Below are 12,229 nucleotides of genomic sequence, written 5' to 3' on the forward strand. Positions count from 1 at the left end.
CTGCCCGGAACGGGTGTTTCGCCGGAATCCGTCTCGCTAGCGTGCTCCCTGTCCACGTTCCCCCTGGATCGAGGCAGGAGTGCCATGAGAAGCATCGCCGCACAGTGGCGCCGCCCGGGCGGGCGGCGGCAGCCGATCGCCGACGCGGCCGTGGCGGCGATCGTGGCGGCCGGCGGGCTGATTTTGGCCGGTACGGCGACGGCGGAGCCGGGTTCCGCGCCGTCGGCCGCGGCCGCCGCCCCGTCCGCCGCGGCCGACGGGGCGCGGGAGGGCGCCGAGCCGCCTCCCCGCTGAACCTTCCGCCCCGGCCCCGCCGGCCGAGGGGAGCCGGCCCCGTGAACCAGCCACCCCCCACGGCAGGCGGGGCGCAGCGTTCTCCACCCCCCACGCCCGCTGCGCCCCGCCTCAGCCGGTCCGGCTGCTTCAGCCGGACCGGTCGGCGCGTTCCGGTCTGCCCCGGTCGGACCATCCGGTCAGACCGCCCGGCCGCGGGGTGCCTCAGTCGGCCACCGGGTCGCCCACGGCGTCCATCGCGTCCAGCGCCTCGGCCGCGGGGAGTTCGCCGGTCCGGGCGACATCGGCGTACCACCGGGCGCTGGACTTGGGGACGCGCTCCAGGGACTCGAAGTCCACGTACACCGTGCCGAAGCGCTTGCTGTAGCCGTACGCCCACTCGAAGTTGTCCAGCAGGGACCACAGGAAGTAGCCGCGCACGTCGGCGCCGTCGGCGATCGCCCGCCGAACGGTGTCCAGGTGGCTGTGGAGGTAGGCGATGCGGTCGGGGTCGTGGACGGTGCCGTCGGGGGACGGCTTGTCGTCGCAGGCCATGCCGTTCTCGGTGATGTAGAGCGGGATGCCGCCGGTCTCGCGGTGGTAGCGCATCAGCAGGTCGTGCAGACCGGTGGGGTCGATCGTCCAGCCCATGTCGGTGGTCTCGCCCGGGGTCTGGTGGAAGGCGATGTCCTCCGCGGCCGGCCAGGGGGACTGCTCGCCGCCGCCGTGTCCGTCCCGGCGCGGCAGCTTCCGGTCGGCGGAGGCCGAGACCAGGGTGGGGGTGTAGTAGTTGATGCCCAGGGCGTCCAGCGGCTGGTGGATGTCGGCCAGGTCGCCGTCCTTGACGAAGCTCCAGTCCGTCAGGCGCGAGGTGTCCTGGATCAGGTCCTCGTCGTACACCCCGCGCAGCATCGGGCCGTCGAAGATCCGGTTGGCCAGGGCGTCGATGCGCCGCCGGGCGTCCAGGTCGGCGGGGTCGTCGGTGAGGGCCCGGACGGCGGCCGGGTTGACGCTGACGCCGATCTGCGCGCGGCCGGGGAGCGCGGCGCGCAGGGCCTGGGTGCCCAGCCCGTGGGCGAGGTTGAGGTGGTGGGCGGCGCGCAGCACGTCGGCGTGGTCGGTGCGGCCGGGGGCGTGGACGCCCGAGCCGTAGCCGAGGTAGGCCGCGCACCACGGCTCGTTGAGGGTGGTCCAGCGCTCCACGCGGTCGCCGAGCGCGCCGGCGACCAGGGAGGCGTACTCGGCGAACCGCTCGGCGGTGGCGCGCTCCGGCCAGCCGCCGGCGTCCTCCAGCTCCTGCGGCAGGTCCCAGTGGTACAGCGTGATCCAGGGGGTGATGCCCTTGGCCAGCAGCTCGTCCACCAGCGAGCGGTAGAAGTCCAGGCCGCGCTGGACGGCGGGACCGCGGCCGGTGGGCTGGACGCGGGACCAGGAGATGGAGAAGCGGTAGGCGTTGAGGTTGAGGTCCGCCATGAGCTGCACGTCGTCGCGCCAGCGGTGGTAGTGGTCCACGGCCACGTCGCCGGTGTCGCCTCCGAGCACCTTGCCGGGGGTGTGGCAGAAGGTGTCCCAGATGGACGGCGTGCGGCCGTCCTCGGCGGCGGCGCCCTCGATCTGGTAGGCGGAGGTGGCCGAGCCGAACAGGAAGTCGGCGGGGAAGGAGGAATGGCTCATATGGGAGCGCTCCCAACAATGGTTGTACGGAAGGGGATGACGTGGTGGGGGGCTGAGAGACGGGAAGGGCTGCCGGTCAGCCCTTGACCGCCCCCTGCATGATGCCGCCGACGATCTGCTTGCCGAAGACGGTCAGGATCAGCAGCAGCGGCAGGGTGCCCAGCAGCGCGCCGGCCATGATCACCGACTGGTCGGGTATGTAGCCCCGGCCCAGACCGGTCAGGGCCACCTGGACGGTCGGGTTCTGCTGGGTCAGCGCGATGATCGGCCAGAAGAAGTCGTTCCAGGCCATCACGAAGGTCAGCATGCCGAGCACGGCCATCGCGGGCCGGGCGGCGGGGAAGACCACGTGCCACACGATGCGCAGACTGCTCGCGCCGTCCACCCGCGCGGCCTCGATCAGCTCGGTCGGCAGCGCCTCCAGCAGGTACTGCCGCATGAAGAACACGCCGAAGGCGCTGACGAAGGTCGGCAGGATGACGGCCTGGAGCTGGTTGGTCCACTCCAGTTCCGCGATCGCCATGAACAGCGGCACCACGCTGAGCTGCGGCGGCACCATCATGGTGCCGATCGTCAGCATCAGCAGCAGGTTCCGGAAGCGGAACCGCAGTTTGGCGAACGCGAACCCGGCGATCGTCCCGAACAGCACGGTGCCGGCCGCGATGGACCCGGCGACGATGGTGGTGTTGAGCAGCGCCAGACCCATGTTGGCGTCGGTCCAGGCGATCCCCAGGTTCTTGAAGAGGTTGCCGCCGAACCAGAAGGGCGGCGGCATCTCCGCGAGCCGGGTGTTGTTCCGGGAGGCGGCAACGGCCGTCCAGAACAGCGGGAAGAGCGCGATCGCGGTGACGAGGAACAGCACCGCGTACGTCAGCTTGCCGCCGTGCAGCGTGCCGCCGGCGCCGCCGGCCCGGCCCCGCGTACGAGGACGGCCGCGGCCGGTGCGGTGGCCCGCCCCGCCGGGTTCGGGTGCCGTCCGCGCGGGTGTCGCGCGGTCGGAGTCCAGCACGCTCATGAGCGCCTCCTCGCGGTCTTGCGGCCCAGCTCCCGCTTCTGCATGCCGCGCGAGATCAGCCAGTTGACCAGCGCGATCAGCACCAGGATCAGGAACATCATCCAGGCGATGGCCGAGGCCCGGCCCAGGTGCAGGTTGACCCAGCCCTGCTCGTACAGGTACAGGCCCAGGGTCTGGTACTGGTGGGCCGGACCGCCGTTCGCGCCGCCGCCGGGGTTGAACAGCAGGGGCTCGCCGAACAGCTGTGTCGCGCCGATGGTGGAGACGACGACCGTGAACAGGATCGTCGGCCGGAGCGCGGGAATGGTGACGTGGACGAACTGCTGCCAGCGAGAGGCGCCGTCCAGCGCCGCCGACTCGTACAGGTCCTTGGGGACCGCCTGCATGGCGGCGAGGTAGATGAGGGTGTTGTAGCCGGTCCAGCGCCAGATCACGATCGCGGAGATCGCGAAGTGGGAGGTCATGCCCTCGTGCCAGTTGACGGGGTCGAGCCCGACGAACCCCAGGAACCAGTTGATCATGCCGTAGTCACGGCCGAAGAGCACGACGAAGACGAGGGTCGCCGCGGCCACCGAGGTGGCGTAGGGGGCCAGCATGGCCACGCGGTAGAACGTGGCGCCGCGCAGCTTGTAGTTCAGCAGGTGGGCCAGCCCGAGCGCGATCAGCAGCTGGGGCACGGTGGAGATGATCCCGATGCTGAAGGTGTTGCGCAGGGCGTTCCAGAAGAAATCGTCCTCCAGCAGCCGGGTGAAGTTGTGCAGCCCGGCCCACTCCATGTCGGTGGGGGCCGTCAGCGACACCTTGTGCAGCGAGGCCCAGCCCGTGTAGAGCAGCGGGAAGAGGCTGAAGGCGCCGAAGAAGAGGAAGAACGGGGCGACGAAGCCGTACGGGCTCCACCTCACGTCCCGCTGGTACCAGCGGCTGCGGCGTTCCCGCCGCCGGTCCTCGCGGGAGGAGACATGTTTGTGGCGCGGGGCCGCGCCCCCCTGCTTGACGGGGGGCGCGGACACCGGCGAACCGGTATTGGTCACTTGTCGATCACTCGTCCAGGGCGTTGTCGACTGCCTTGGTGGCCTCTTCCCATGCCTTGTCGGAGGACAGACCGCTGCGCTCCATCTGCAGGAGGCCGCTGCGGGTGAGGTTCTCCTGGATGACCTGGTCCTTCGGGCCGATCACCTGGGTCGGGATGCCCTCGGCCGCCTTGGAGAAGATCTCACCGATGGGGGCGTCCGAGAAGTACTCGTGCGTGGCCTCGGCGACCTCGGGGGTCTCGTACGACTTCGGGGCGCTGGGGAAGCTGCCGCGTTCGGCGAAGAGCTTGGCCTGCTGGGTGGGGGCGGTCAGCCAGGCGGCGAGCTTGATCGCCTCCTCCTTGTTCTTGCCGCTCTCGGGCACCCCGAGGAAGGAGCCGCCCCAGTTGCCGGCCTTGGGCGCGGGAGCGACGTCCCACTTGTCCTCGGCCTTCTCGCCACCCTTGTCCTGGATGTAGCCGAGCATCCAGGCGGGGCAGGAGAGCGTGGCGAAGGTGCCGTTGTTCATGGCCTTGTTCCACGAGTCCGTGAACAGCTCGTGCTTGTCGGTCATGTCCTCGGAGGCGGCCTTCGCGGCGACGTCCCAGGCCTCCTTGACGTCGGGGTTGGTCTTGTAGACGACCTCGCCCTGCTCGTCGTAGTAGCGGGTGGCACTGGAGGAGATGGCCGCGTTGTACAGGCCGCTGGCGGAGTCGACCCACTTGACGCCCTTGGGGGCGCTGTCCATGAACTTCTTACCGGTGTCGAGGTACTTCTGCCAGTCGCCCTCCCACAGCTTCCCGACCTCGTCGCGGTCGGTGGGCAGGCCGGCGGCCTCGAAGTGGTCCTTGCGGTAGCAGATGGCCATCGGGCCGATGTCGGTGCCCAGGCCGATGGTCTTGCCGTCGGCCGTGGTGGCCTGGTTCCACTTCCAGTCGAAGTAGTCGTCCTCGGAGACTCCGCCGGCCTTGGACAGGTCGGTGAACTTGTCCGCCTGGGTCTGGACGACCTCGGCGATGTTCGCCACCTCGATGCCCTGGATGTCGGCGAGGCCGCTGTTGCTGGCGAGGCGGGTGAGCAGCTGCGGGTAGTAGTTCTCGTTCCGCTCGACGACGCTCTGCTCGATCTTGACCTTCGGGTTGAGCTTCTCGTACTCCTCGTAGAGCCCGGCCTCCTGGAAGCCGAAGGTACCGAAGAGGCCGACGGTGATGACGGTCTTGCCCTTGCTGTCTGTTCCCCCGGCCTTCTCGCCCGAGTCGTCGTCGCTCGCGCATCCGGCGAGCAGGCTCGTGCCGATCGCCGCGGCGGCCATGACGGCCACGGCCCGGCGGGTGGTGCGGGTCTTGCGCACTGCGTCCTCCTAGCGCCCTGACGTTTCACTCCCGGCCGTGGAAGGGTGTGGGGGACCGCGGTGACGGATGGTGCTGCGGCTCGGGCGGGAACGTGCGGGTTCTGTATGGGTCAAGTCCTTTGGGAGCGCTCCCAGACGTGATGAGTTGAAGAGTCGCGGTTCCCTGGCGCGGGTGTCAAGGGAATGGACACACTGACCCGGCGCAGTTATCCGGCTGTTAGCTTCGGTGGCTGATCGATACTGGTGCAGGGGACCGACCGGTCCTGTGCAGGTGAGCCCGTACACCTTGGGGAGGCGGTCATGACAGTGAGCGGAAGGCGGGGCCAACGGCCCACTCTGGAGCAGGTCGCCGCCTACGCGGGGGTGGGCCGCGGTACCGTCTCCCGGGTGATCAACGGCGCCGCCAACGTCAGCGACCAGACGCGTACCGCCGTCCAGCAGGCGATCGCCGAACTGGGCTATGTGCCCAACCGGGCCGCCCGGGCGCTGGCCGCGGGCAGCACCGACGCGATCGCGCTGGTCATTCCCGAGGCCGAGACCAGGCTGTTCGCCGAGCCCTACTTCTCCGGCATCATCCGCGGCGTCAGCACCGAGCTCGCCGACACCGACATGCAGCTGCTGCTGACCCTGATCCGCAACCCCAAGGAACGCGACCGCTTCGCCCAGTACGTCGCCGCCCACCGGGTGGACGGCGTGCTGCTGGTGTCCGTGCACGCCGACGACCCCCTGCCCGACCTGCTGGAAAGCATCGAGATGCCCGCCGTCCTCAGCGGTCGCCGCAGCGGCGACGAGCTGGTGCCGTACGTGGACTGCGACAACACGGGCGGCGCCCAGACCGCCGTGGAGCACCTGATCGGCCGCGGTCGGCGTGCGGTGGCCACCGTCACCGGACCGCTGGACATGTACGTCGCCCAGTGCCGCCTCCAGGGATACCGCGACGCGCTGCGCACGGCGGGTCTGGAAGAGGACGAGCGGTTGGTGGCCGTAGGCGACTTCACCGAGGAGGGCGGTCGCCGCGCCGTGCGGGAGCTGCTTTCGCGCCGGCCCGACCTGGACGCCGTCTTCTGCGCCTCCGACGTGATGGCCGCGGGCGCCCGCGCCGTGCTGCGCGAGTCCGGCCGCCGGGTGCCCGAGGACGTGGCGCTGGTCGGCTTCGACGACTCGGCCGTCGCCCGCCACATGGACCCGCCACTGACCAGCGTGCGGCAGCCGCTGGAGGAGATGGGCCGGTCGATGGCGCGGGTGCTGCTGGAGCAGATCGAGGACCGCAAGGCGGGCCGGGAGGACCGCTCCAGCCGGGTGCTGCCGACGGAGCTGGTCCGCCGCGCCTCCTCCTGACCCTCCCTGGCGGTCCCCGGCCGGTCACGCGGGAGGCTGCGGCACCGCGGACACGGCGGAGGGGCCGGCCGGCGTACCGACCGGCCCCCTTGTGAGCCGTCCTACCGCTGCTGAGCGATCAGCCGGTGATCAGTCGATCGGCGGGTAGGCGTTGCGCAGCAGCTCCTCGAACTGGTCCTGGAACCAGTGGCCGGAGAGCGGCGCGTCGGGCAGGGCACCCGACATGTGGTTGTTGTTGCGCGGGTTGCCCTCGTAGGAGGGGTTGCACATCTCGTCGGCCTTCTTGCCCTCCTCGTTCGGGATGTCCTCGCTGGCGCCGTCGGACTCCCCCGGGGGCTTGATCCACGCGTAGGCGTCGATACCGGAGGCGGGAGCCGCCTTCGGCCGCTCGCCGAGACCGGCGCCGGCCTGGTTGCACCAGTTGCCGGTGTGGATGCGGCGGTCGACGCGGCTGCCGTCGACGAACGCGTCCAGGCTGGTCTTGGCGGCGGGGGCGCTGGGCCGGTTCGGGCCGCCCCAGCCGTTGCGGGAGGTGTCGATGATCACGCCGACGTCGGAGTTGAAGCCAACCCGGACGGCCTCCTCGCGGAACGCCTGGGCGTAGGACTGCTCGTCCACGTAGAAGTTCCAGTCGACCCACTTGGACTGACGGACCGAGGTGCCGTTCACCGAGTCGTTGATGGTGAAGTGCGGCTCCTTGAGCGCGCCGTAGTTGGCGACGTTGGCGGCGAAGCCGGCGACGTCGTCGACCGTGGCGCCCGCGGTGTTGGCGGCCTCGTGGAGCAGTTCGACGGACGGGGTGAAGTTGCTGTCCCAGCCGAGCCAGCCGTGGTGGCCGATGTCGATGTAGTTGTAGACGTTGTCGAACTGGCCGAGTGTGGCCAGGGCGTAGCCGACGCCCTCGACGTAGTTGCCGTTGGCCAGCATCTCGTCACAGTTGGCGGTGGCGGTGGGCCGGCTGCCGACGTTGGTGATGAGATTCGGCAGTGAGTCGATCTCGACGATGTTCACGATGCGCAGGTCGGCGTACTTCGGGTCGCCGACGATCTCCGCGATCGGGTCGATGAACTCGTCCTTGTACCGGTCGATCTCGTCCGGACCGAGCTCGCCCTGGGAAGCCAGCGCGGCGCAGTCGCGGCCGGGCAGGTTGTAGGTGACCATCTGGAGCACGTCGGCGTCCTGCTCCAGGGCCGCGTCGAGGTGATCGCGCAGACCCATGGTGTTCTCGCCCGCGGAGCCCGACTCGATGGCGGAGATGCGGTCCAGCCACACGGCGGTGGGCTGGTCGGCGATCGCCTCGCCGCCGCTCTCGGCGGCCTGCTCGGACCAGTCGGGGTTCACGTAGACCTTGGCACCCGCGTACGGGTTGTCCACGCGATCACCAGGCGGGTCGGTCGGGTCGCCCGGGTCGTCCGGGTCGTCCGGGTCATCGGGGTCGCCGCCGTCCACGTTGCAGGTGGTGCCGTTCAGCTTGAACTCGGTGGGAGCGGGGTTCGAGCCGGAGTGGGTCCCGTTGAAACCGAAGTTCGCGGAACCACCCGAGAGCAGGGTGGAGTTCCACGAGGGGGCGGTGGCGGTCACGTGCGCACCGCTCTGGGACACGGTGGCGTTCCAGCCCGAGCCGGCTCTCTGGCCACCCGAGTAGTCCCACTCCACCTTCCAGTTGTTCACGGGGGAGGCGGCGTTGTTGGTCACGGTGACCGAGGCGGTGAAGCCGTTGTTCCACTCGTTGGTGACCTCGTAGTCCACCGTGCAGACGGGTGCCGCCATGGCGGTCCCCTGCATCATGCCGCCCGCGCCGAGTGCGCCGGTTATCAGCGCACCGGCGGCGAGCAGCGCCGTCCGGCGCCCGCGCGTCGGCTTTCTGGTGCCTGTCATGCGATCTCTTCCTCTTCCTTCCGGTGTTCTCCGGATGACGACGGAGCCCAGCTCCGCGTTGGGGGGTGCGGTCGTGTCACAGGTGCGTGCCCCGGACAGAAGGGGCCTTCCGCCGTGGTGGGGAACGACCGCCGCTGCGGCACGGAGCGAGGTCCCGCTCCGCTCCCGCCTCCGGGTACGGCCTCCCGGAGCGTGCTCCGGTATCGGTGCCGGGGGAGGTCGGGGGGCGTCGTGAAGGGGTGAGCCGACCGGTGTGGCCGTGAAGGCGCGCCGCGGCGGGCGCCGCGGTGCCGGATAACGCCCGAGGGCGCGGTGGGGGGTGCATGAAGCGGCTCCTGGTCGGTCGAACGCGCCGTCCCTGGCGCACGACTGTGGAAGCGCTCCCACTGGTTGAGGGAGAACGTAGCGCCAACTTCCGGTTATAGCCAGAGTGCGTTCAGTAATTGGCGAATCGAATTCCTTCGACAGGGTCTTCTTGTTCGGAGTCTTGACAGGTGTCATGTCCACCTTGAACCTTGGGAGCGCTCCCACTGGTTTCAGTTCCTCCACACGTCCCCGTCAGGCACAGGCCAGGCACCGTTCTTCCCCACCCGAGCCGCGAGGAGAGAACCCCCCGCATGAGCGCGTTACCAGTCACGGGCGTACCGCCCAGGCCTCCCAGAGGCAGAACCAGGAAGCTGCTGGTGGCAGCGGCCGTCGCGATCTCCCTCCCGCTGGGGCTGACATCGGCCCTGAGCGGGACGGCCCAGGCCGCCGCCCTCCAGTGCAGCGTCGACTACGGCAAGAACGACTGGGGGTCGGGCTTCACCGCCAACATCACCCTCACCAACCGGGGTTCCGAGGCCATCGACGGCTGGACCCTGACCTACGGCTACAGCGGCAACCAGCGGCTCCAGCAGGGCTGGAACGGCCAGTGGTCGCAGTCGGGCCAGAACGTCACCGTCAAGAACGCGTCGTTCAACGCGCGCATCGCCGGCGGTGCCGCGGTCAGCACGGGCGCCAACTTCAGCTACAGCGGCACCAACACCGACCCGACCTCGTTCTCGGTCAACGGCACCCGCTGCGGCGGCAACCTCTCCGCCCCCACCGCCACGCTGACCAGCCCCGGAGCGGGCGCGGTCTTCTCCGCGGGCGCCACCATCGGGCTGACGGCCACCGCGAGTGCCACGGAGTCCGGGGCCACCATCGAGAAGGTCGAGTTCTACAGCGACACCGAGCTGCTGGGCACCGACACCACGGCGCCCTACTCCTTCGACTGGGAGGACGTCCCGGCCGGCAACTACTCGCTCTACGCCGTCGCCCACGACTCCAACGGGATGTCGAGCGAGTCCACCCCCGTTGGTGTCGAGGTGACCGACGGCCCCGCGGTGGTCGTCACCCCGGCCCAGCTCGGCGTGCGCCAGGGGGAGACCGCCCGGTTCGCCGTCAAGCTCTCCGAGCAGCCGTCCGAGACGGTGACGGCGACGGTGGAACGCACCAGCGGGAACACCGGCCTGTCCGTGGCCGACGGTGCCTCGCTCACCTTCACCCCGTCGAACTGGGACACCCCCCAGGAAGTGACCGTCGCCGCCGACGAGACCGGCACCGGAGCGGCGACCTTCACCATCAGCGCCCCCGGCCACGACGCGGCCGAGGTGACGGTCACCCAGCTGTCCGGCTCCGGCGACGGGGGCGAGTACGAGGACCGCTTCCTGGAGCTCTACAACAAGATCTTCGACCCGGCCAACGGGTACTTCTCGCCGGAGGGAATCCCCTACCACTCCGTCGAGACGCTGATGGTCGAGGCCCCCGACCACGGTCACGAGACGACCTCCGAGGCGTACAGCTACCTCATCTGGCTGCAGGCCATGTACGGCAAGGTCACCGAGGACTGGGACCCGTTCAACGAATCGTGGCAGATCATGGAGGACTACATGATCCCCACGAAGGAGGACCAGCCGACCAACAGCTTCTACGACCCCTCCAAGCCCGCCACCTACGCGGCCGAGCACCCGACCCCGGAGGACTACCCGTCGGCCATCGACGGCAACGTCCCCGTAGGCAGGGACCCGATCGCGGCCGAACTGCGCAGCGCCTACGGCACCGACGAGATCTACGGCATGCACTGGCTGCAGGACGTGGACAACGTCTACGGCTACGGCAACGAGCCCGGCAGCGTCTGCCAGGGCGGACCGGAGTCGGACGCGCCGTCGTACATCAACACCTTCCAGCGCGGCTCGCAGGAGTCGGTGTGGGAGACCGTCCCGCAGCCCACCTGCGACGACTTCACCTTCGGCGGTGAGAACGGGTACCTCGACCTGTTCATGGACGACGACAACTACGCCGAGCAGTGGAAGTTCACCAACGCCCCCGACGCCGACGCCCGCGCCATCCAGGCCGCCTACTGGGCCGAGATGTGGGCCGAGGAGCAGGGCAGGAAGTCCGAGATCTCCGCGACCCTGTCCAAGGCCGCGAAGATGGGCGACTACCTGCGCTACGCCTTCTTCGACAAGTACTTCAAGAAGATCGGCAACTGCACCGGTCCCACCTCCTGCCCCGCCGGCACCGGCAAGGACAGCGCGCACTACCTGCTGTCCTGGTACTACGCCTGGGGCGGCGCCACCGACACCAGCGCCGGCTGGGCCTGGCGGATCGGCAGCAGCCACAACCACTTCGGCTACCAGAACCCGATGACGGCCCACGCCCTGACCACCGTCCCGGAGCTGAAGCCCAAGGGCTCCACGGCGGTGTCGGACTGGGAGAAGAGCCTCCAGCGCCAGGTCGAGTTCTACCGCTGGCTGCAGTCCGACGAGGGCGGCATCGCGGGCGGCGCGACCAACAGCTGGGAGGGCGACTACGGCACCCCGCCGGCCGGCACCCCCACCTTCTACGGCATGTTCTACGACGAGAAGCCCGTCTACCACGACCCGCCGTCCAACCAGTGGTTCGGCATGCAGGCCTGGTCGATGGAGCGCGTCGCCGAGCTCTACCACGAGACCGGCAACGCCACGGCCGAGGAGGTCCTGGACAAGTGGGTCCCGTGGGTCCTGTCCGAGGTGACCGTCAACCCCGACGGCAACTACCAGATCCCCTCCACGCTCCAGTGGTCGGGCAAGCCCGACACCTGGAACCCCGACAACCCCGGTGACAACTCGGACCTGCACGTGACGGTCCGCGACTACTCCACCGACGTCGGCGTCACCGCGGCCCTGGCCAAGACCTTGATGTACTACGCCGCCAAGTCCGGCGACGAGGAGGCCAGGACCACCGCCAAGGCGCTGATGGACGCCATGTGGGACCACCACCAGGACGCCATGGGCATCGCGGTGGAGGAGACCCGGACCGACTTCGAGCGGTTCGAGAACCCGGTGTACGTCCCCGAGGGCTGGACCGGCACCATGCCCAACGGCGACAGGATCGACTCCGACTCCACCTTCCTGTCGATCCGCTCCTTCTACGAGGACGATCCGCAGTTCAACAAGGTGGAGAGCTACCTGAACGGCGGCGAGGCGCCGACGTTCACCTACCACCGCTTCTGGGCCCAGGCGGACGCCGCTCTCGCCCTGGCCACCTACGCGGACCTCTTCGGTGACGAGTAGCCGCCGAGGAGGGTGAAGCCGGCCCCCCGGTCCGGTCTGGTCGACGGCGACCGCACCGGGGGGCTTCCAACCCGTACCACCGGCGGCACCGGTACGAGCGGTGCCGCCGGCC

8 protein-coding genes are annotated in these 12,229 nt (G+C 69.7%); 3 read left to right on the top strand and 5 right to left on the bottom strand.

The genetic code is table 11. The annotated features are described in order from the left end of the window. Positions 1-84: 84 nt before the first annotated feature. Positions 85-294 carry a hypothetical protein gene (locus IQ279_RS12050; RefSeq protein WP_206348399.1) on the top strand — a complete coding sequence of 70 codons (210 nt, stop codon included), beginning with the start codon at positions 85-87 and terminating at the stop codon, positions 292-294. 204 nt (positions 295-498) lie between these two features. Here IQ279_RS12050 and IQ279_RS12055 read toward each other — a convergent pair whose 3' ends face one another. The 4 genes from IQ279_RS12055 to IQ279_RS12070 form a co-directional block, all read right to left on the bottom strand. After that, positions 499-1,947, bottom strand: coding sequence for a GH1 family beta-glucosidase (locus IQ279_RS12055; RefSeq protein WP_206348400.1), 1,449 nt, complete (start codon positions 1,945-1,947; stop codon positions 499-501). 76 nt (positions 1,948-2,023) lie between these two features. Continuing rightward, the gene (locus IQ279_RS12060; protein ID WP_206348401.1) at positions 2,024-2,962 is read right to left on the bottom strand and encodes a carbohydrate ABC transporter permease; all 939 of its coding nucleotides are present in this window, start codon (positions 2,960-2,962) and stop codon (positions 2,024-2,026) included. Further along, a complete protein-coding gene (locus tag IQ279_RS12065) occupies positions 2,959-3,972 on the bottom strand; it encodes a carbohydrate ABC transporter permease (protein WP_307792321.1) in 1,014 nt (337 codons plus the stop codon). The genes IQ279_RS12060 and IQ279_RS12065 overlap by 4 nt, the downstream gene beginning before the upstream one ends. 28 nt (positions 3,973-4,000) lie before the next feature. Next, positions 4,001-5,284: an ABC transporter substrate-binding protein gene (locus IQ279_RS12070; protein ID WP_206348451.1), complete on the bottom strand. Its 1,284-nt coding sequence runs from the start codon at positions 5,282-5,284 to the stop codon at positions 4,001-4,003. A gap of 339 nt (positions 5,285-5,623) precedes the next feature. Between IQ279_RS12070 and IQ279_RS12075 the strand changes: the two genes are divergently transcribed. Beyond that, positions 5,624-6,661, top strand: coding sequence for a LacI family DNA-binding transcriptional regulator (locus tag IQ279_RS12075; RefSeq protein ID WP_206348403.1), 1,038 nt, complete (start codon positions 5,624-5,626; stop codon positions 6,659-6,661). Between the two features lie 129 nt (positions 6,662-6,790). On the opposite strand, the gene IQ279_RS12080 is transcribed toward IQ279_RS12075, so the two are convergent. Continuing rightward, positions 6,791-8,539, bottom strand: a complete 1,749-nt coding sequence (locus IQ279_RS12080; RefSeq protein WP_206348404.1) for a glycoside hydrolase family 6 protein — start codon at positions 8,537-8,539, stop codon at positions 6,791-6,793. A gap of 617 nt (positions 8,540-9,156) precedes the next feature. Between IQ279_RS12080 and IQ279_RS12085 the strand changes: the two genes are divergently transcribed. Beyond that, positions 9,157-12,117, top strand: a complete 2,961-nt coding sequence (locus tag IQ279_RS12085; RefSeq protein WP_206348405.1) for a glycoside hydrolase family 48 protein — start codon at positions 9,157-9,159, stop codon at positions 12,115-12,117. Positions 12,118-12,229 lie beyond the last annotated feature (112 nt).

The organism is Streptomyces verrucosisporus (assembly GCF_017114865.1).
GTDB classification, from domain to species: domain Bacteria; phylum Actinomycetota; class Actinomycetes; order Streptomycetales; family Streptomycetaceae; genus Streptomyces; species Streptomyces fenghuangensis.

Excerpts from the sequence above, each read along its gene's own strand:
- IQ279_RS12050 (WP_206348399.1), top strand. The coding sequence starts at position 85 with ATGAGAAGCATCGCCGCACAGTGGCGCCGCCCGGGCGGGCGGCGGCAG.
- IQ279_RS12055 (WP_206348400.1), bottom strand. The coding sequence starts at position 1,947 with ATGAGCCATTCCTCCTTCCCCGCCGACTTCCTGTTCGGCTCGGCCACC.
- IQ279_RS12060 (WP_206348401.1), bottom strand. The coding sequence starts at position 2,962 with ATGAGCGTGCTGGACTCCGACCGCGCGACACCCGCGCGGACGGCACCC.
- IQ279_RS12070 (WP_206348451.1), bottom strand. The coding sequence starts at position 5,284 with ATGGCCGCCGCGGCGATCGGCACGAGCCTGCTCGCCGGATGCGCGAGC.
- IQ279_RS12075 (WP_206348403.1), top strand. The coding sequence starts at position 5,624 with ATGACAGTGAGCGGAAGGCGGGGCCAACGGCCCACTCTGGAGCAGGTC.
- IQ279_RS12080 (WP_206348404.1), bottom strand. The coding sequence starts at position 8,539 with ATGACAGGCACCAGAAAGCCGACGCGCGGGCGCCGGACGGCGCTGCTC.
- IQ279_RS12085 (WP_206348405.1), top strand. The coding sequence starts at position 9,157 with ATGAGCGCGTTACCAGTCACGGGCGTACCGCCCAGGCCTCCCAGAGGC.